This window comes from Kribbella endophytica (assembly GCF_054781295.1).
This window is the reverse complement of sequence record NZ_BAAGUR010000007.1, coordinates 101,677-120,356: the sequence shown is the minus strand read 5'-3', so window position 1 is coordinate 120,356 and position 18,680 is coordinate 101,677. Positions and strand designations below refer to the sequence as shown.

The 18,680-nt window shown below is 69.2% G+C and carries 18 protein-coding genes; 11 read left to right on the top strand and 7 right to left on the bottom strand.

Annotated features, from left to right (window positions below):
- The first annotated feature begins 1,047 nt into the window (after positions 1 to 1,047).
- From ACYVIO_RS40320 to ACYVIO_RS40300, 5 genes are all read left to right on the top strand, one after another.
- On the top strand, positions 1,048 to 2,145 hold the full coding sequence (locus tag ACYVIO_RS40320) for an amidohydrolase family protein (RefSeq protein WP_460656292.1): 1,098 nt from the start codon (positions 1,048 to 1,050) through the stop codon (positions 2,143 to 2,145).
- A gap of 129 nt (positions 2,146 to 2,274) precedes the next feature.
- Complete coding sequence (locus ACYVIO_RS40315) at positions 2,275 to 3,624, top strand: N-acetylmuramoyl-L-alanine amidase (RefSeq protein WP_460656291.1); 1,350 nt, start codon at positions 2,275 to 2,277, stop codon at positions 3,622 to 3,624.
- A gap of 147 nt (positions 3,625 to 3,771) precedes the next feature.
- Positions 3,772 to 5,007: a sensor histidine kinase gene (locus tag ACYVIO_RS40310; RefSeq protein WP_460656290.1), complete on the top strand. Its 1,236-nt coding sequence runs from the start codon at positions 3,772 to 3,774 to the stop codon at positions 5,005 to 5,007.
- Positions 4,995 to 5,633, top strand: coding sequence for a LuxR C-terminal-related transcriptional regulator (locus tag ACYVIO_RS40305; RefSeq protein ID WP_460656289.1), 639 nt, complete (start codon positions 4,995 to 4,997; stop codon positions 5,631 to 5,633). Before ACYVIO_RS40310 ends, ACYVIO_RS40305 begins: the two co-directional genes overlap by 13 nt.
- A 121-nt stretch (positions 5,634 to 5,754) precedes the next feature.
- A complete protein-coding gene (locus tag ACYVIO_RS40300; protein WP_460656288.1) occupies positions 5,755 to 6,876 on the top strand; it encodes a S1 family peptidase in 1,122 nt (373 codons plus the stop codon).
- A gap of 46 nt (positions 6,877 to 6,922) precedes the next feature.
- Here the strand turns inward: ACYVIO_RS40300 and ACYVIO_RS40295 are convergent, their stop codons facing one another.
- From ACYVIO_RS40295 to ACYVIO_RS40265, 7 genes are all read right to left on the bottom strand, one after another.
- Complete coding sequence (locus tag ACYVIO_RS40295; RefSeq protein ID WP_460656287.1) at positions 6,923 to 7,705, bottom strand: M23 family metallopeptidase; 783 nt, start codon at positions 7,703 to 7,705, stop codon at positions 6,923 to 6,925.
- Between the two features lie 141 nt (positions 7,706 to 7,846).
- Complete coding sequence (locus tag ACYVIO_RS40290) at positions 7,847 to 9,199, bottom strand: flotillin family protein (protein ID WP_460656286.1); 1,353 nt, start codon at positions 9,197 to 9,199, stop codon at positions 7,847 to 7,849.
- Between the two features lie 24 nt (positions 9,200 to 9,223).
- Positions 9,224 to 9,418 carry a hypothetical protein gene (locus ACYVIO_RS40285; protein ID WP_460656285.1) on the bottom strand — a complete coding sequence of 65 codons (195 nt, stop codon included), beginning with the start codon at positions 9,416 to 9,418 and terminating at the stop codon, positions 9,224 to 9,226.
- A gap of 165 nt (positions 9,419 to 9,583) precedes the next feature.
- Positions 9,584 to 10,405, bottom strand: a complete 822-nt coding sequence (locus tag ACYVIO_RS40280; protein ID WP_460656284.1) for a carbohydrate ABC transporter permease — start codon at positions 10,403 to 10,405, stop codon at positions 9,584 to 9,586.
- A complete protein-coding gene (locus ACYVIO_RS40275) occupies positions 10,402 to 11,337 on the bottom strand; it encodes a carbohydrate ABC transporter permease (protein WP_460656283.1) in 936 nt (311 codons plus the stop codon). Before ACYVIO_RS40275 ends, ACYVIO_RS40280 begins: the two co-directional genes overlap by 4 nt.
- Positions 11,334 to 12,617 (bottom strand): ABC transporter substrate-binding protein, encoded by a 1,284-nt coding sequence (locus ACYVIO_RS40270; RefSeq protein ID WP_460656282.1) that lies wholly within the window; start codon positions 12,615 to 12,617, stop codon positions 11,334 to 11,336. The genes ACYVIO_RS40275 and ACYVIO_RS40270 overlap by 4 nt, the downstream gene beginning before the upstream one ends.
- Positions 12,618 to 12,621: 4 nt before the next feature.
- Positions 12,622 to 13,620, bottom strand: a complete 999-nt coding sequence (locus ACYVIO_RS40265) for a carbohydrate kinase family protein (RefSeq protein ID WP_460656281.1) — start codon at positions 13,618 to 13,620, stop codon at positions 12,622 to 12,624.
- A 125-nt stretch (positions 13,621 to 13,745) separates the two neighbouring features.
- Here ACYVIO_RS40265 and ACYVIO_RS40260 point away from each other — a divergent pair, with 125 nt between their 5' ends.
- The 6 genes from ACYVIO_RS40260 to trmD all read left to right on the top strand — a co-directional run bounded on the left by ACYVIO_RS40260 (position 13,746) and on the right by trmD (position 18,663).
- The gene (locus ACYVIO_RS40260; RefSeq protein WP_460656280.1) at positions 13,746 to 14,498 is read left to right on the top strand and encodes a DeoR/GlpR family DNA-binding transcription regulator; all 753 of its coding nucleotides are present in this window, start codon (positions 13,746 to 13,748) and stop codon (positions 14,496 to 14,498) included.
- Positions 14,495 to 15,838 (top strand): 6-phospho-beta-glucosidase, encoded by a 1,344-nt coding sequence (locus tag ACYVIO_RS40255; RefSeq protein ID WP_460656279.1) that lies wholly within the window; start codon positions 14,495 to 14,497, stop codon positions 15,836 to 15,838. Before ACYVIO_RS40260 ends, ACYVIO_RS40255 begins: the two co-directional genes overlap by 4 nt.
- Before the next feature lie 185 nt (positions 15,839 to 16,023).
- Positions 16,024 to 16,548 carry a 30S ribosomal protein S16 gene (rpsP, locus tag ACYVIO_RS40250; RefSeq protein WP_460656278.1) on the top strand — a complete coding sequence of 175 codons (525 nt, stop codon included), beginning with the start codon at positions 16,024 to 16,026 and terminating at the stop codon, positions 16,546 to 16,548.
- A gap of 5 nt (positions 16,549 to 16,553) precedes the next feature.
- The gene (locus ACYVIO_RS40245; RefSeq protein WP_344183870.1) at positions 16,554 to 16,805 is read left to right on the top strand and encodes an RNA-binding protein; all 252 of its coding nucleotides are present in this window, start codon (positions 16,554 to 16,556) and stop codon (positions 16,803 to 16,805) included.
- A 110-nt stretch (positions 16,806 to 16,915) separates the two neighbouring features.
- Positions 16,916 to 17,464 (top strand): ribosome maturation factor RimM, encoded by a 549-nt coding sequence (gene rimM / locus ACYVIO_RS40240; protein ID WP_460656277.1) that lies wholly within the window; start codon positions 16,916 to 16,918, stop codon positions 17,462 to 17,464.
- A complete protein-coding gene (gene trmD, locus ACYVIO_RS40235; RefSeq protein WP_460656276.1) occupies positions 17,464 to 18,663 on the top strand; it encodes a tRNA (guanosine(37)-N1)-methyltransferase TrmD in 1,200 nt (399 codons plus the stop codon). The genes rimM and trmD overlap by 1 nt, the downstream gene beginning before the upstream one ends.
- Positions 18,664 to 18,680 lie beyond the last annotated feature (17 nt).

Here is an 18,680-nt window from a genome sequence, read left to right as displayed (position 1 = left end):
GGGTGCGGCACGGCAGCCCGGCGGCCATGCGGCCGACAACGTTGCTGGTGGTTGATGCCGCGCCGGCCGGGAACAAGCCGGGGGACGTCCCGGGGGCGGACGTCCAAGCTCGGCCCCCGCCGCCACAGGCTTGGCTGGCGGGCGGGGCTCATCACCCGGTCAGCCTGCGCCCTGGCGGAAGCGCATCAGGGGTCGATGTCCGGCAGGCCGGATGCACGGTGGTGGGTGGTTTCCGGGGCGGGGTGTTTCGGGTGTGGCACGACAGGCCGGCGGTGATGCGGCCGACAACGTTGCTGGTGGTTGATGCCGCGCCGGCCGGGAACGAGCGAAGGGGGTCGTCCGGGCGCGACCTTGGAAGGACGTCAGGGGCCGATGTTAGGCAGGGCGGATGCACGGTGGTGGGTGGTTTCCGGGGCGGGGTGCGTCAGGTGCGGCACGACAGCTCGGCGGTCATGCGGCCGACAACGTTGCTGGTGGTTGGTGCCGCGGCGGCCGGGAACAAGCGAAGGGGTCGTCCGGGCCTGCGCTTGGTAGCACGTCAGGAGCCGATGTCCAGTGGGCCGGATGCACGGTCGTGGATGGTTTCCAGGGCCTGAGTGGGTCGGGTGCGGCACGACAGGCCGGCGGGCATGCGGCCGACAACGTTGCTGGTGGCTGGTGCCGCGCCGGCCGGGGACAAGCGAGGGCGGGCGGGTGCCCGAAGGCTGCGGTGCGGACCGGCTCGTTTCGGGGAGCCCTTGAGCGAGGGGACTGGTTGCAGGCTTGCGGACTTGTTGGTTGCTGGGGGCGAGTGGGTGGTTTGTCAGGTCGTGCGGGCTTGCTGGTTGTGGGTGAGCGCTTGATCCGAGGGGGCTGGTTGCAGGGCTGGGGACTTGTGGGTTCGGGGGTGGGGGCTTGCGGTCGCGTCCGCGGTGGGGGGCGCGGGGCTCGAGGTTCGGGTGGGACCTTGAGTGTTGGTCGGTGTTGAGTGGGGCGGGGGCGTGGTGGTGAAGCGGGTGGGCGGGGGCGTGGGTGCGGGGTGGGGGTGGGCCCGTTACGGTCGGTGGTATGGCGACGAATGGACCTGGGACGTTCAGGCTTGTTGGCACGGTGTTGCCGGGTGGGGGGCGGCAGGAGCTTTATCTGAGCGGTGGGGTTGTTGTCGAGCGGCCTGCTGGTGGCGAGGTCAGTACGTTGAGTACGGACGGCTGGATTGTCCCGGGGCTGGTTGATGCGCACTGCCACATCGGGCTTGATCAGCGGGGTGCGGTTGGCGAGGAGATCCAGCTGGAGCAGGCGATTGCTGATCGGGATGCCGGGGCGCTGCTTGTGCGTGATGCGGGGTCGGCGGCCGATACGCGCTGGATCGACGACCGGGAGGACTTGCCGAAGATCATCCGGGCCGGGCGGCACATCGCGCGGTCGAAGCGGTACATCCGCAACTACGGCTGGGAGATCGAGCCGGGCGAGCTGGTCGCGTACGTCGAGCAGGAGGCCCGTCGCGGTGACGGGTGGGTCAAGTTGGTCGGTGACTGGATCGACCGCGACGCCGGTGACCTGACGCCCTGCTGGCCGGCCGACGCGCTCGACGCGGCGATCGCGCGCGCCCACGAGCTCGGCGCGCGCGTCACAGCGCACGTGTTCGGCGAGCACGCCCTGCCGGATCTCCTTGCCGCCGGCATCGACTGTCTCGAGCACGCGACCGGGCTGCGGCCCGAGCTGCTCGACGACATGGCCGCGCGCGGCGTCGCCGTCGTCCCGACGATCATCCAGCTCGAGAACTTCCCGATGTACGCCGACCAGGCCGAGGCGAAGTTCCCGCAGTACGCCGCGCACATGCGCGACCTGTACGAGCGCCGCCACGAGACGCTGCGCAACGCGGTCGAGGCCGGCGTCCCGGTGTACGCCGGGACCGACGCGGGCGGCGTACTCGGGCACGGCCTGGTCGCCGACGAGATCCGGGCGCTGACCGAGATCGGCATGACCGGTGAGCAGGCGCTCGCGGCCGGGTCGTGGGCGGCACGCGAGTGGCTCGGCGTACCAGGCGAGCTGACGCCGGGCGCGCCCGCCGACCTGGTCGTCTACGACGAGGACCCCCGGCTGGATCCGCGCGTGCTCGACGCGCCGCGGCTGATCGTGCTGCGAGGCAATCCGGTCAAGGGTTGAACTATCCTCCGAGTGACGGGACCAATTCACCGGGTGACGGGAAAAAGTTCACCCAACTACTGGTCTGGCCGGAAGATATTGCCCTACCGTGAGGGAAACCTCCGCCGCCCCTCGGAAGGATTCCCGCCCATGAGTCACAGAGTTCCCAGATTGGTCGCGGTGCTCGCCGCCGGCGCACTTGCCTTCAGCGCTCTCCCCAGCAACGCCGCGACACCCGTCGAGACCGGGTCCACCTCGACCTTGTCCGAAGCCTTCAAGGCCGCCGCCACCCAGTACGACGTACCGCGTGAGCTCCTCGTCGGCATCGGGTACGCCGAGTCGCACCTCGACGGCCACGACGGTCAGCCCAGCCAGGCCAACGGGTACGGCGTGATGCACCTGGCCAGCAACCCGAGCAACCCGACCATGTCCGAGGCCGCGAAGCTCACCGGGCTCCCGGTCGAGAAACTCGCAAAGGACGCCAACGTACAAGGCGCCGCAGCGGTCCTCGACGCGTACGCCGACAAGGCCGGCCTGCAAGGGCAAACGCGTCGCGACATCGGCAAGTGGTACGAGGTCGTCGCGCAGTACTCGCACTCCGCGGACGGCCCGACCGCGCGCCTCTACACCGACGAGGTCTACCGGATCATCGGCCTCGGAGTCGGCGCGGAAGGCGTCTCGACCCAGCCGGTCAAGGTGACTCCGGACCGGGGCAAGTACGCGAACGTGGCGCCGCTCGGCACGCGGACGCCGGCGTCGATCCTGGCCGCCGACTACCCGGGCGCGATCTGGAACGCGGCCAGCAGCAGCAACTACCGCGTCGGCCGGACCTCCGCGATCAGCACGATCGTCATCCACGTGACCCAGGGCTCGTACGCCGGAACGATCAGCTGGTTCAAGAACGCGTCGGCCCAGGTCAGCGCGCACTACGTGGTCCGTTCCAGCGACGGGCAGATCACCCAGATGGTGGCCGAGAAGGACACCGCCTGGCACGCCCGCAGCGCGAACCCGTACTCGATCGGCATCGAGCACGAGGGCTTCGTCGACCAGCCGTCGTGGTTCACCGACGCGATGTACCGGGCGTCGGCCGCGCTGACCAAGAACATCGCCGAGCGTCGCGGCATCCCGAAGACCCGGACGTACATCAAGGGCCACAGCGAGATGCCGGACAACGACCACACCGACCCGGGTCCGAACTGGAACTGGACCTACTACATGCAGCTGGTGAACGGCGGCAACCCGAACCCGCCGACGTACAACTTCACCACGTACGGCAGTGGGGTCCGGGTCCGCTCGGACGCGAAGCTGACCGCGTCCATCGTCACCACCTTGCCCGGCCCGACACAGGTCTTCGTCACGTGCCAGAAGCAGGGCGACACGGTCAACGCCGAGGGCACCAGCAACAACTGGTGGTCCAAGCTCCGCGACCAGGGCGGGTACATGTCGAACATCTACATCGACCACCCCGCCGCTCAGCTGCCGGGTGTCCCCGTCTGCTGACACGAAGCCGTAAAGCCCCCTGTCGTGGAAACACGGCGGGGGGCTTTGCCATGATCTAGTCAGTACCCGGACGAAGAGTAGAGCCTGCTGTACCGACGAGAAGGGGTCCGGCGGCGGAGGATCGGTGCTGACGACGATGGAGGCACGATGCTCACGAAGATCCTGACCCGCGGCTGGCCCGCCTGTGTTTACCTGTACGCCCGCTACCTGGTCGGCATGGTGTCGCTGGCGGCCACGCCGATCGGCTTTCTGCTGAGCTGGGCGATCCCGGGGATCACGGCCGGCCTGGTGGAGTTCGCGAACAGCGAGCGGGACAAGGCCACCCGGTACCTCGACGGACCCTTCGAGGCGGCGCTGCCGCGAGCGACCCCGCGGAAGCCGGGCGACGTTGCCACGCTGGTGAAGGACCGCGCGTTCCGGCGCAGCCTGCGGATCCTGCCGATGGGGGTGCTGTCGATCGTCGGTCTGCTGATCGCGACCATCGCGGTCTTCGCTGTCCCGAGCGCGGTGCTGGGGATGTTCCTGTGGAAGGCGGCACCGGGGGAGTTCACCCTGATGGGGTTCCCGGTCGACAGCTGGCTCGACGCCCTCACCCTCGGTCCGGCGCAGGCGCTGATCGGTGTGGGCGTGATGGGCTGGGGCGCACCGGCGGCAGCGAACGCCTACGCCCGCAGCATCCGCCGGCTGCTCACACCGAGCGAGGCCGAGCTGGAGACGGCAGCGCTGACCCAGCGGGTCGAGGAGCTGACCCGCACCAGGGCCGGAGCGGTCGACTCGCACGGTGCCGAGCTGCGGCGCATCGAGCGGGACCTGCACGACGGCACTCAGGCCCAGCTGGTCTCGCTGGCCATGCGGATCGGTGTGGCCAAGCAGCTGATGACTGACGACCCGGAGAAGGCGGCCAAGCTGCTGGACGACGCCCGGGACGGAGCCGAGCAGGCGATGACCGAGCTGCGCGGCGTACTGCGGACCATGTACCCGCCGATCCTCCAGGACCGTGGCCTGGCTGGTGCGGTGTCCGCCCTGTCTGCCCGCAGTCCTATTCCGGTCGAGCTGCGCGTCGGCGAGCTCGGGAACGTCCCCGCGTCGGTCGAGGCCGCGGCGTACTTCGTGGTCGCCGAATCACTGACCAACGTCTCCAAGCACTCGGCCGCCGGCCACGTCGACCTGCTGCTCGAACGGCGCGGTCCGGAGCTCTACCTGGCGATCACCGACGACGGCATCGGCGGCGCCCGGATCGGCGACCAACCGGACCTGCTCGGCCGGGGGAGCGGGCTGCGCGGCATGATGCACCGGGTGGAAGCGATCGACGGACACCTGGAACTGACCAGCCCGATCGGCGGGCCGACGACGGTCGAGGTGATCCTGCCGTGCGGGTCGTGATCCTCGAGGACAACCCGATCCTCGCCGAGGGCCTCGGCCTGCTGCTGGGCAACTCCGGCTTCGAGGTGATCGGCGTGGCCGGCGACGCGACGGAGTTCGCCACTCTGGTCGACGCCGATCCGCCAGAGATCGCGATTGTCGACGTCCGCCTCCCGCCGACGTTCACCGACGAGGGCCTGCGCGCGGCGATCGAGGCGCGGCGCGTCAGGCCCGGGCTTCCCGTGCTGGTCTTCTCCCAGTACGTCGAGGAGGTGTACGCCGCCGAGCTTCTTGCCTCCGGCAGCGAAGGCATCGGCTATCTCCTCAAGGACCGCGTCTCCCGCGTCGACGAGTTCCTCGAGGCCGTACGCCGAGTCGCGGCGGGCGGCACCGTGCTCGACCCCGAGGTCGTCAGCCAGCTGATGGTCAAGCGCAACGACCCGCTCGGCCGCCTCACCCCGCGCGAACGTGAGGTCCTCGCGTTGATGGCCGAGGGCCTCGGCAACCTCGCGATCGCCGAGAAGCTGGTGATCAGCGAAGGGGCCGTGCACAAGCATGTCGGCAACGTGTTCCTCAAGCTCGACCTGCCGCCGACCGATTCCGGACACCGCCGCGTGCTCGCCGTACTAGCCCATCTCGGGCTGTAAGCGCTTGCCCTGACAACGTAGGTCTTCCACCTCTTGACGGCTCGTACGTGATCCAGCACGCTGAGTCGCGAGAGCGCTCTCACCGCACCCCAACCGCCCCGAGGTGAGGAGAGTCCCAACCATGAAGATCCTCGTGACCACAGCCCTGGTCGCCACCGTTCTGGCCGTGCCGACGCAGGCGATGGCCGCCGATCAGACGCTGGCCGTCCCCAGGCAGGCCGCCGCGATGCAGGCGGACTTCGGCCTGACCGAGCAGCAGGTCCGCGACCGGCTGCAGGCCGAGTCCGTGGCGAGCAAGCTCGTCCCGGCCGCGCAGAAAGCAGCCGGCGCGTCGTACGGCGGTGTCTGGTACGACGCCGCTCGCGAGAAGCTGGTCGTCGGCGTGACCACTCCACAAGCGGCCGACGCCGTACGCCGTACAGGTGCCGAAGCCGAACAGGTCAAGGCAACCGCCGCCCAGCTCGACCAGCGCAAGGCTGCCGTCGACAAGCTGGCCGGCAAGCAGGTCCCCGCGGCCGTCAGCGGCTGGTCGACCGACGCCAGGACCGGCACGATCGTCGTCAACGTCCAAGCAGGCAAGCGATCCGCGGCCACCGATGCCTTCGTCAACAAACTCACCAAGGCCGGCGCGATCACCGTCAAGGAGGTCGCGGCCCAAGCCCCGCAGACCTTCGCGGCCGGAACCGTCGGGGGAGACCCGTACTACACCGGCAACGTCCGCTGCTCGATCGGCTTCTCCGTGCACGGCGGGTTCGTCACCGCCGGCCACTGCTCGGGCGCCGGCGCCAGGACGCGCGGCTGGGACGGCTCGGCCCAGGGCGTGTTCCGCGGCTCGTCGTTCCCCGGCAACGACTACGCCTGGGTCCAGGTCGACAGCGGCTGGTGGACCGTACCGGTCGTGCTCGGCTGGGGTCAGGTCAGCGACCAGCTGGTCCGCGGTTCCTGGGAAGCGCCGGTCGGTACGTCGGTCTGCCGCAGCGGATCGACCACGCACTGGCACTGCGGCACGATCCTGGCCAAGAACGAGACCGTGAACTACGGCAACGGCCAGCTCTTCTACGGCGCGACCAAGACCAACGTCTGCGCGGAGGGCGGTGACTCCGGCGGCTCGTTCATCACCGGCGACCAGGCCCAGGGCGTGACGTCCGGCGGTTGGGGCAACTGCTCCAGCGGCGGCGAGACCTGGTTCCAGCCGGTCAACGAGATCCTCGGCGCGTACGGGCTGACGCTGCACACGGCATGAGGAAGTCCCGGATCCGCCTTGTGGACAAGGCGGATCCGGGACCCGTTCAGCAGATCGGTACGCCGGGCAGCTGTGCTGCGGGATGGTCGATGTAGATGTTGGTCATGAAGCCGTTCTGGTCGCGCAGCTTGGACCACCAGTTGTTGGTGTAGCCCTCGGCGCTGACCGTGTCGCCTTGCTTCTGGCAGAGCACCCAGACCTGTGTCGGGCCGGGCAGCGTGGCGACCACCGGAGCGGCCAGGCGGGCGTCGGAGCGGACCCGGATGCCGGAGCCCCAGGTCATGAACGGCGTACCGCCTCCGCCTCCGCAGCCGTTGTCGCTGGTCAGGAAGCTCTGGTTGTACGAGCTCGGGTATGGCAGGCCCTGGCCGTTGATGACGATGTTCTGGCCGACGCCGTTGAGCAGCTGCTCGTAGTGGATGTGCGGACCCGACGAGTTGCCGGTGCTGCCGGTGACCCCGATCTGCTGACCCTGGCCGACCGTGGCGCCACTGGGCACGGAGTACGCCGACAGGTGGAAGTAGTACGTCTTCCAGCCGCCACCGTGGTCGATGGAGATGTAGTTGCCGGCCCCGGACGGCTGGGAGAACCGGGTCGCGACACCGCCCGCCGAGGCGAGCACGGGAGTGCCGTTCGTCGTACCGCCGTCGGCACGGACGAAGTCGAGTGCACGGCGGACCTCGGCCGAGTGGTGGCTGAAGGTCCAGCGCTGACCACAGGGGAACGGGGCCTTGAAGTTGGGCGCGGCCTGCGCCTGGGTCGGTACCGCCACCAGCGTGGCGGCACCGACCAGGAGCGAGGCGAGCACAGCGAGAGTTCGTCTGAGCACGATGATCAGTCCCTCAAGCGACCGGTCACGGGCGGTGATGTCCGTGACGCCTGGAGTGATGGCCTCAAGGTAGCGCAGCACTAGTCAGTTAGGAACGGGTCTTGCTCAGAAGGCGTTACTGATTAACCCTCGGTCGAAAGGTCAGGCCGTTTCGTCCTTCACCGGCTCCAGCGACGGGGCGTCGGAGGCCGGCTTGGTGCTCAGCGAGTCGATCAGCTGCTTGGCCAGCGCGAAGCCGGAACCACCCATCGTGATCGTCTTGACCAGAGTGTCCTCGATGCCCTGGGCACCGTTCAGGACGACCATGTTGCCGACCTTCTCGAACGAGCCCGCGGCCGCGCGGACGATCTCCGGGTAGGCCTCGGCCAGCTGCTGCGCGACGACCGCATCGGTGTTCGTGGCCAGCGCCTCGGCGCGCGCCTTGATGCCGGCCGCCTCGGCCATCGCCTTGGCCTGGACGGCGAGCGCCTCGGCCTTACCGTTCAGCTCGGTCGCCTTGGCCTGCGCCTCACCGCGCAGGGTGACCTCGCGGGCGTTCGCCTCGGCGGACGCGATCTGCGCGTCGCGGGCCGCGTTGGCCAGCGTGCGCTGCTTGTACGCCTCGGCGTCGGCCGGCTTCAGCACGCTGGACTCCAGCTGCTTCTCGGCCAGCGACGCGTTCAGCTTCGCGGTCTCGGTCTCGGCGACCACGACCTCCTGGCGGGCCAGCGCCTCGGCCAGCGGGCCGGACTGCGAGGCCTTCGAGTTCGCCTGGTCGACCTCGGCCTGGTACCCGGCCTGCGCGATCGAGCTCTGCCGTACGGCGGCCGCCTTGGCCGCGGCGGCGACCTGCTCGCGCTCGGTCGCCTCCCGGTCCCGCTCGGCCTGCGCGATCCGCGCCGCGGCCTCGACCGCGGCGGCCTGCGGGCGGCCCAGGTTCTTGATGTAGCCGGACTCGTCGTCGATCTCCTGGATCTGCAGCGAGTCGACCACCAGGCCGAGCTTCTCCATGTCGCCGGCCAGCGAGCCACGGATGTTCGTGGTCAGCGTCTCGCGGTCGTGCAGCATCTCCTCGACCGTGGTCGAACCGACGATCGCGCGCAGGTGACCCGCGAACAGCTCGTGGATCGTGCTCATCACCTGGTCGTCGCTCTGCTCCAGGAAGCGCCGGGCCGCGTTGGCGATCGAGCCGTAGTCGTCACCGACCTTGTACGCCGTGACGCCCTTGATGTGCAGCGGGATGCCCTGGCTGGACACACAGGTGACGGTCAGCGGCGTCGCGCGGATGTCGAGCGGCAACCGGCGTACGGTCTGAAAACCCGGGAGCACCGCGGTGCCGCGGCCGACGACGATCTTGAAGCCGAGCGTCTCGTTGACCTGCTCGACGCTGGAGTGCGCGCCGAGGCCGGAGATGATCAGCGCCTCGTTGGGCTCGGCCACCCGCCAGACCATCCGGAACAGGATCAGCAGCACGACCAGGGCAACCGCGCCACCGATCAGGTAAGTCCAGAACATTTCCCCTCCAGGGAACGTAAGCAATCAGAAGGCGCGAGCGACGTAGACCGTGCGTGGCGGATCGAAATCGACCACCACCACCGGCGTACCGACCTCGATGACCTCGTCGGTCGCGGGGTAAGCGTAGAAGGCTTCGGTGGCACCGCGGATCGGCAACATCACCTCGCCGACGATCCCCGGACCCACTCGCCCGATCACGCGTCCCCGCTTCCCCACCATGACGCACCTTCCGACGCACTCCGGCCTGATCCAGTTCCCGCACCCTACCGCCCGGCGCGGCTCTTCAGGCCTCCCCGACGGTGTTCGGTGGGGTGGACCGAATGGTTGCCAGAGGCTACAAGTGACGGCGACCGCGGCTCGGGACGGCCGCGGTCGCCGTACGGGCTAACCGCGGATCGCGCCTTCGGTGGCGCCCTTGATGAACTGGCGGGCGAAGACGACGAACACGATGATCAGCGGGATCATCGCGAGCAGCGCGCCGGTCATCACCATGCTGTAGTCGACGCCGTGGGAGCGGTTGAGCGACGACAGCGCCACCTGGAGGGTGAGGTGGTCGGGGTTGGTGAGCACGATCAGCGGCCAGAAGTAGTCGTTCCACGAGCCGACGAAGGTGAAGATGCCGAGGAACGCCAGCGCCGGGCGGGCCGACGGCAGCGCGACGTGGCGGTAGACGCCGAAGAAGCCGCAGCCGTCCAGCGTCGCCGCCTCGATCAGTTCGTCGTGGATCGAGTTCTGGAAGTACTGCCGCAGCCAGAAGATGCCGAACGCGTTCGCGGCAGCCGGGATCACCAGCGCCTTCAGCGACCCGACCCAGCCGAACGCGATCATCGTCTGGAACTGCGGTACGACGGACAGCTGCGCCGGCAGCAGCATCGTCGCCAGCAGGATCACGAACAGCGCCTGCCGTCCGGGGAACCGGAACTTGGCGAAGGTGAACGCGGCCAGCGAGTCGAAGAACAGCACCAGCACCGTCGTACTGATCGCGACGACGGCCGTGTTGGCCATCGAGGAGAAGAACGCGACGTTGTCCAGCACGTGCCGGACGTTGTCGTCGAACTGCGACCCGAAGGTGAACTTCGGCGGGTAGCGGTAGATGTCGGCGGTGGTGTTGGTCGCCATCACCAGCGTCCAGAAGAACGGGAACAGGCAGAGCAGTCCCGCCACCGCCAGCGCGACGTGCAACATGATCCCGCGACCCCGGTTCATTCGGAGCTCCTTCCGCGCAGCAGCCGCCAGTTGATCGCCGTGAACAGCAGCACCAGCAGGAAGATGCTGATCGCGATCGCCCCGGCGTAGCCGTAGTCGTTGGCCCGGAAGGCGGTGTTGTAGAAGTACAGAACGGTGGTCAGGCCGCTCTGGTCGGCGCCACCGGTCTCACCGACCATGACCTGCGGCTCGGTGAACGTCTGCAGCCCACCGATCGTCGACATGATCACGGTGAACAGCACCACCGGCCGCAGTTGCGGCAGCGTGATCGAGAAGAACGTCCGCAGCGGGCCGGCGCCGTCCACCTTCGCCGCCTCGTACTGCTCGGTCGGGATCGCCTGCAGCCCGGCCAGGTAGATGATCGTGTTGTAGCCGGTCCACTGCCACACGATCATCGCCGAGACCGCGATCTTGATGCCCCACGGCTGCCCGAGCCAGTCCTCGGTGGGCAGCCCGAGCGCGCGCAGCCCGGAGTTGATCAGGCCGAAGTTGGTGCTGAAGATCGCCGCGAAGAAGATCGCCGCGGCCACCAGCGAGGTGATGTTCGGGATGAAGTACGCGATCCGGTAGATGCCCTTGAAGCGGATCGCCGAGTTCAGCATCACCGCCAGCGTCAGCGCGATCGCCAGTGTCGGCACGGTCGACATCACGAACAGCACCAGCGTGTTCCACAACGACAGCCAGAACGTGCTGTCCTCGAGCAGGAAGCTGAAGTTCTGCAGCCCGACGAACTGCCGCGGCCCGAGGCCGTCCCACTTCTGGAACGCCAGCAGGATCCTGGAGGCCAGCGGGTACAGCCCGAACACCGCGAACAGGATGTAGAACGGCGACAGGGCGAGGTAGTACCGCCAGTACGACCAGATGCTCTTGCGCCGCCGCCCCGGTTCCGCCGTACCGGCGGAGCGGGACGGGGCGGTCGCCGTCAGCGTCACTGCACGCCCTGACGCTTGCCGATCTGCTTCGCCTGCGAGACCGCCTGCTGCCAGGCCGCCTCCGACGACTTGCTGCCGGCCTGCACCGACTTCAGCGCGGCCGTGTAGGCAGCGGCGAGCGCGGAGTCGAGCGGTGCCTCGTACGCGATCGGGACGTTGGCCGCCGCCGGGCCGAGCACGTCGATCGGTGCCTGACCGCCGAAGAACGGGTCGGCCGCCTTGAGCTGCGGCTTCTCGTACGCCGCCGGCGTGGCCGGGAAGATCTGCGCGTCGGCGAACGCCTTGGCCTGGTTGTCCGGGCTGAGCAGGTACTTGACCACCTCGAAGGCGGCCGCCGGGTCCGCGGCGTTCTTGGTGATCGCCAGGAACGAGCCGCCGAAGTTCGCCGGGCCGCTCGGGGTGGGCGCGACCCGCCACTTGCCGACGCTGGTCTTGCTGGCCGCCTTGATGTCGAGCGCCACCCAGGCGGCACCGACCACGGTCGGCACGGTGCCTTGGTCGAGACCGGCGTTCCAGTCCGGCGTACCGCCCGGCGTACGGCCCTCGACCTTGGTGGTGATCGCCTTCACCGACAGGTCCCAGGCCCGGCGGATGTGGTCCTGGTCGCCGATGAACTTGTTGTCCTTGTCGATGTAGCGCTCGGTGCCCTGGTTGACGATCGTGCCGTACATGTCGGTCGCGTCGGCGACGATCGGCGCCTTCGGGTTGGCCTTGCGCAGCTCCAGCCCGGCGGCCAGCAGGTCCTCCCAGGTCTTCAGCTGCTCGGCCACCTTGGCGGGGTCGCTCGGCAGCCCGGCCTTGGCGAAGACGTCCTCGCGGTAGAACAGCGCGGTCGGGCCGATGTCGATCGGCAGGCCGATCACCTTGCCGTCCAGCGTGGTGGCCTGCTTGACCTTCCACTCGACGTACTCGCCGAGCACGGAGTCCGCGCCGAGCGACTTCAGGTCGACGAACCGCTCGGCCTGCGGCAGCAGCGAGGCGATGTCCTCGCCCTTGATCCCGGTGATGTCGGGGATCGCGGTGCCGCCGTTGATCGTGGTGACCAGCTTCTGCTTGAAGTCGCCGCCGATCTCGGAGTACTTGATGTGCTGGTCGGGGAAGTGCGCGATGGTGTCGTCCAGCACGGACTTGCCGAGGCCGCCTCCCCAGCACCACAGTGCCAGGTTGCCGGTCGCGTTCTTCTTGCCCGAGCCGGCGTCCATGCTCGACGAGCAGCCGGTGGCCGCGGCGACGACCGCGGCGAAGCTCCCAGCGAGCAGCGTGCGACGGGAGAGCTCCATGGTTCTACCTTCCTGACTGGTCGCGCGACGTCGCGCTTCCGATGGGTGCGCCCTGGTGGGTTGCGTGGGTTTCCAGGAGCGCGGCAAGGGATCGGTCTTCTGGGTGGTGCTGGTGCCAGGCGGCGAGATCGGCCCAGGTCGGGGCCGCGTCCGCACCGCCGTACCGGGTCACGGAGACGGCGGCGGTCAGCGCGCCGAACCGGACCCGCTCGGCCAGGGGGAGTCCCCAGAGCGTGGCCGCGATGAATCCGGCGGCGAACACGTCACCCGCCCCGGTGGTGTCCACCGCCGGAACCTGAAGGGCCGGTACGGCGAACCGCTCGCCGGTCCCGGCGTCGAGTGCGAGCGCGCCCTGGTCCCCGTTGGACACGACCACCAGCGGGACCTTCTCGGCGAGCTTGGTGAGCGCCTGGTCGGGGGTGTCGGTCCGGGTGTAGTTCATCGCCTCGCCGGCGTTGGGCAGGAACACGTCGCAGTGCTGGAGCTGGTCCAGGACCGCGGGGTCCCAGCGCTCCGACGGGTCCCAGCCGACGTCGGCGAACACCACGCTGCCGGCCGCCTTCGACGTGGCCAGCCACTCGTTCGGCCAGGGACCGATGTGGGCGGCGACCGCGCGGGCGGCCGGCGGCGTGGTGATCAACTCGTCGGCCGACAGCGGGGGAGGGGTACCCCGGGTGACCAGTGCCCGGTCGTTGTCGTAGGCAAGGGCCACCGTGAGGGGGGTCTGCCAGCCGTCGAGCCTGCGGGAGAGCGTCAGGTCGACGCCCTCGTGGTTGGTGAGCCGGTCGCGGAGGCGGTCGCCGAGATCGTCGGCGCCGAAGGCCGCGGCCAGGCCGGTGCGGAGTCCGAGGCGGGCCAGCGCGACCGCGAAGTTCGCGATCCCGCCGGGGCTTTCGGCCGAGTCGGTCGCCCAGACCTCGGTGCCCGGGCGGGGCGGACCGGGCAGGCCGAGCACGAGGTCGTGGAAGACCAGGCCGGACACCACTACATCCAGCTCGCTCATGTTCGGCACACTCCTGCACGGTCGCTCAAACTCGTGCAGACAGTGTGCTGCTTTCGAGCAAACCGCGCAATACCCGTGCAGATCTATGCGTGAATGTGACGGAGTTTGCGTGATACGGTCTCTCCGTGTTGCCGAAGCAGCGTCAGGACCAGATCGTGCGCGCGCTCCGGGCCGACGGGGCCGGGGGCGTCAAAGTGCTGGCCGTGCAGCTGGGGGTCAGCGAGGCGACAATTCGCCGCGATCTCGAGCAGCTGCACGAGCAGGGCCGGCTGACCAGGGTGTACGGCGGGGCGCTGGCCGTCGACGGCGGCGACGAGCCGTTCGCCGAGGTGAGCGCGGTGCACGCCGACGAGAAGAACCGGATCGCCCGCGCGGCCGCCGAGCTGATCTCCGACGGCGAGTCCGTGCTGCTGGACATCGGTACGACGGCATTGCGGCTCGCGCAGCAGTTGCACGGCCGTTCCCTGACTGTTGTCACCAGCAACCTCGCCGTACTGGAGGAGCTGCAGAACGACGAGCAGATCGAGCTGATCGTGCTCGGTGGGTTCCTCCGCCGCAGCTACCGCTCCCTGGTCGGGTACCTGACCGAGGAGAGCCTGCGGCAGATCCACGTCGACACGTTGTTCCTCGGGACCAGCGGTGTGCGCCCGGACGGCCGCGTGATGGACAGCACGATGATCGAGGTCCCGGTCAAGCGCGCGATGATCCAGGCGGCCGACCGGGTGGTGCTGCTGGCCGATGGCACCAAGTTCCCCGGCCACGGCGTCGCCAAGGTCTGCGACCCGACCGAGCTGGCCGTCGTGGTGACCGATCCCGGGGCGGACGAGAAGACCCGGGCCCAACTGACCGAAGCAGGAGTACAGGTGGTACTGGCGTGAAACTCACCATCCTCGGCGGCGGCGGCTTCCGCGTCCCCCTCGTCTACCAGGCGTTGCTCGGCGACCAGGGCGAAGGCCGCATCACGGCGGTCACCCTGTACGACACCGACCGCAACCGCCTGAACGCCATCACCGCGGTCCTGAAGCAACAAGCAGTTTCTTTTTCTGATGCTCCTGTAGTGAGTCCAACTACTGATCTCGACGAAGCGATTCGCGGTGCGGACTTCGTCTTCTCCGCCATCCGCGTGGGTGGTCTCGAAGGTCGCACCATCGACGAGCGGGTCGCCCTCGACCTCGGCGTACTCGGTCAGGAGACCGTCGGCGCCGGCGGGATCGCCTACGGCTTGCGGACGTTGCCCGTAGCAACTGCCATCGCGCAGCGGATCGCCGTACTGGCTCCGGACGCCTGGGTCATCAACTTCACCAACCCGGCCGGCATGGTCACCGAGTCGATGCTCCCGTACCTCGGCGACCGCGTGATCGGCATCTGCGACTCGCCCTCCGGCCTCGGCCGCCGCGCCGCCCTCGCACTCGGGCTCGACGCCTCGCAGGCCTTCTACGACTACGCCGGCCTGAACCACCTCGGCTGGCTCCGCGGTCTCCAGTACGACGGGGTCGACCAACTGCCGAGACTCCTGGCCGATCCTCAGGCGCTGGGTGCCTTCGAGGAGGGTCGCCTGTTCGGCGTCGAGTGGCTGCGCTCGCTCGGCTCGATCCCGAACGAGTACCTGCACTACTACTACTTCGCGCGCGAGACCCTCGCCGCCGTTCAGTCGGTGGAGAAGACCCGCGGCAAGTTCCTGCTCGAGCAGCAGTCGGACTTCTACGCCGAGACCGCCCGCCACCCGGGCGACGCGCTCGAGCTGTGGCAGAAGACCCGCGCCGAGCGCGAGTCGACGTACATGGTGGAGAGCCGCGAGGTCGCCGACGCCGGCGAACGCGACGAACGCGACATGTCGGCCGGCGGCTACGAGCAGGTCGCGCTGTCGCTGATGCGCGCGATCGCCCACAACGAGCGCGCCTCGCTGATCCTCAACGTCCGCAACCGCGGCACGCTCGAGCACCTGGACGAGGACGCGGTCGTGGAGATTCCGTGCACGGTCGACGCCAACGGCGCCCGCCCGCTGACCGTCTCCCAGCTCACCGACCACCAGGCCGGCCTGGTCAGCTCGGTCAAGGCCGTCGAGCGCTCGACGATCGAGGCCGCGGCGTCGGGCTCCCGCGCGACCGCCCTGCGCGCCTTCGCCTGGCACCCGCTGATCGACTCGGTCAACACCGCCGAGAAGCTGCTCGACGGGTACGTCGACCACCTGCCCGACCTGGCGGCGTTCCGCGCCTGAGTACGTCGTACAGCCCGGATTGGGTTGCGCGCGCCTGATCTGGCAGAATGTCAGTCTGAGTCCGTCCGGATGTTGTGCAGCCCTCTAACTCCACGCCCCGGCCGGCCCATTCGAGTGGTCATCCGTTGTCCCCACGACGGCGTGCAGCTCACCCACCTGTATTTCCCGAGGGAGACCACACAAACGTGGCAGTCAAGATCCGTTTGAAGCGCATCGGCAAGAAGCGTGCGCCGCACTACCGCATCGTCGTGATGGACGCCCGCGCCAAGCGTGACGGCCGCGCCATCGAGGAGATCGGCAAGTACAACCCGAAGGCCGAGCCGTCCTTCATCCACGTCGAGTCCGACCGGGCGCAGTACTGGATGAGCGTCGGCGCGCAGCCGACCGAGGCCGTGCAGGCGATCTTCCGGGCCAGCGGTGACTGGCAGAAGTTCAAGGGTCTCGAGGCCCCGGCGCCGCTGCGCGTCAAGGAGCCCAAGCGCGACAAGCTGGAGATCTTCAACGAGGCGCTGGCCGAGGCCCACGGCACGCTGAAGACCGAGGCCGTCACCAAGAAGGCCGCGGCGAAGAAGGCCGACAAGAAGGACGACGCCGTCAAGGACGAGGCGAAGACCGAGGCCAAGGCTGAGGCCAAGACCGAGGAGCCGAAGGCCGCCGAGCCCGAGGCCCCGGCCGCCGAGGCCGCGCCGGCCGACGACGCCAAGGCCTGAGCGTCATGGAGACCGAGGCGCTGGAGCACCTGGTCCGTGGCATCGTCGACAACCCTGACGACGTCAGCGTCCGGTCGCGCAACCTGCGCCGCGGACGCACGCTCGAGGTGCACGTGCACCCCGACGACATCGGCAAGGTGATCGGCCGCAACGGCCGGACGGCGACCGCGATCCGCACGGTGGTCGGGGCGCTCAGCTCCGAGCAGTCGGTCCGGATCGACTTCGTCGACGAGCAGAACCGGCGCCCGCGCCGCTGACTCGGTAGCAGTCTCTGGAGGGCCGCACCCCACGGGTGCGGCCCTTCGCCTTTATCTTCGGAAGTACGCCGGTCCGCCTCGGGCCGGTGAGAGCAGAGAGGGACACACGGGTGTTGGTGACCGTCGGCCGGATCGGCCGGGCACACGGGATCAAGGGTGAGGTCGGGATGATCGTCCGGACCGACGAGCCGGACCGCCGGTTCGCCGACGGCGCCGTCCTGATGACGGAGAACAAGCCGGCCCGGGCCCTGACCGTCGAGTCCAGTCGCTGGCACTCCGGCCGCCTGCTGGTGAAGTTCGTCGAGGCCCCGGACCGGACCGCCGCCGAGAACCTGCGCAACCTGGCCCTGCAGGCCGAGATCGGCGAGGAAGAGCGCCCGGAGGACCCGGAGGAGTTCTACGACCGCGAGCTGATCGGCCTGGCCGTCCGCACCACTGACGGCGATGAGGCCGGTGAGGTGATCGACGTGGTCCACCTGCCCTCGCAGGACCTGCTGGAGATCCGCCGGCCGGGCGGCAATGCCGTACTGGTGCCGCTGGTCGAGGAGCTGGTCCCGGAGATCAGCCTGGACAAGGGCTACGTGCTGGTGGCCGACCGTCCCGGCCTGCTGGACCCGGAGGGCGCCGAAGAGGTTCCGAACGAGCCTGGCGCCAGCTGATGAGGCTGGACGTCTTCTCGATCTTCCCGGAGTACCTGGCCGCGCTGGACCTCAGTCTGGTCGGCAAGGCGGCGAAGAGCGGCCTGCTGGACGTCCGGGTGCACGACCTGCGCGACTGGACCCACGACCGCCACCGCACTGTCGACGACACCCCGTCCGGTGGTGGCGCCGGCATGGTGATGAAGCCGGAGCCCTGGGGCGAGGCGCTGGACACTGTCGCGCCTGCCGACGGCCCGGCGCAGCCCCGGCTGATCGTGCCGACCCCTGCGGGCCGCCCGTTCAGTCAGGAGCTGGCCTACGAGCTGGCGGCCGAGCCGTGGCTGGCCTTCGCCTGCGGCCGGTACGAGGGGATCGACGCGCGTGTCGCCGAGTACGCCGGCGAGCGGATGCGCGTCGACGAGGTCTCGATCGGCGACTACGTGCTGAACGGCGGTGAGGTCGCCGTACTGGTCATGGTCGAGGCAGTGGCCCGGCTGCTGCCCGGCGTGATCGGCAACCCGGAGTCCCTGGCCGAGGAGTCCCACTCGGGCGACGGCCTGCTTGAGTATCCGGTGTACACCAAGCCGACCGCCTGGCGCGGCCACGACGTACCGGATGTCCTCCTGTCCGGGAATCACGCCCTGATCGCCCAGTGGCGTCACGACCAGGCCGTACGGCGTACTGCCGAACGCCGCCCGGACCTGCTGGCCGCCTGGGGCGGTGTGGTCGCCGGCAAGGACGACGCGGCGGCGCTGGTCGACGTACTGCCTGCTGCCGAGACTGACGCAGGGGAGCTGCTCACGCTGCAGCGGGCCGCGTACCTGTCCGAGGCGCTGGCGTACGACGACTTCACCATCCCGCCGCTGCTGGAGCCGGTGGAGGGTGTGGCCGAGCGGATCCGTCAGGGGCAGGTCTGGAAGGCCGTGGCCGGTACGCGGATCGTCGGGTCGGTCCACCTGGCCGTGGACGGCTCGGTCGGCCGTGTCGGGCGGCTGATGGTCGCGCCGGACTGGCAGGGGCGTGGCGTCGGGACCAGGCTGCTGAAGGTGGCCGAGCAGACCGCGCCACCGGAAGTGACGGCGTACGAGCTGTTCACGGGTACGGAGAGCGAGCGAAACGTTCACCTCTACCGCAAGGCCGGCTACCGGGAGATCCGCCGGGAGCCGCACACCGCGAAGATCGAGTTCGTGCTGCTCGCCAAGCGGAGAAGGCGGCGCTGATTTCGTTGCGACCGAGC

Bases quoted from the DNA above. Each gene is read 5' to 3' on its own strand.
- ACYVIO_RS40310 (WP_460656290.1), top strand. From the start codon at position 3,772: ATGCTCACGAAGATCCTGACCCGCGGCTGGCCCGCCTGTGTTTACCTG.
- ACYVIO_RS40290 (WP_460656286.1), bottom strand. From the start codon at position 9,199: ATGTTCTGGACTTACCTGATCGGTGGCGCGGTTGCCCTGGTCGTGCTG.
- ACYVIO_RS40300 (WP_460656288.1), top strand. From the start codon at position 5,755: ATGAAGATCCTCGTGACCACAGCCCTGGTCGCCACCGTTCTGGCCGTG.
- trmD (WP_460656276.1), top strand. From the start codon at position 17,464: ATGAGGCTGGACGTCTTCTCGATCTTCCCGGAGTACCTGGCCGCGCTG.
- ACYVIO_RS40285 (WP_460656285.1), bottom strand. From the start codon at position 9,418: ATGGTGGGGAAGCGGGGACGCGTGATCGGGCGAGTGGGTCCGGGGATC.
- ACYVIO_RS40320 (WP_460656292.1), top strand. From the start codon at position 1,048: ATGGCGACGAATGGACCTGGGACGTTCAGGCTTGTTGGCACGGTGTTG.
- ACYVIO_RS40315 (WP_460656291.1), top strand. From the start codon at position 2,275: ATGAGTCACAGAGTTCCCAGATTGGTCGCGGTGCTCGCCGCCGGCGCA.
- ACYVIO_RS40245 (WP_344183870.1), top strand. From the start codon at position 16,554: ATGGAGACCGAGGCGCTGGAGCACCTGGTCCGTGGCATCGTCGACAAC.
- ACYVIO_RS40265 (WP_460656281.1), bottom strand. From the start codon at position 13,620: ATGAGCGAGCTGGATGTAGTGGTGTCCGGCCTGGTCTTCCACGACCTC.
- ACYVIO_RS40280 (WP_460656284.1), bottom strand. From the start codon at position 10,405: ATGAACCGGGGTCGCGGGATCATGTTGCACGTCGCGCTGGCGGTGGCG.
- ACYVIO_RS40270 (WP_460656282.1), bottom strand. From the start codon at position 12,617: ATGGAGCTCTCCCGTCGCACGCTGCTCGCTGGGAGCTTCGCCGCGGTC.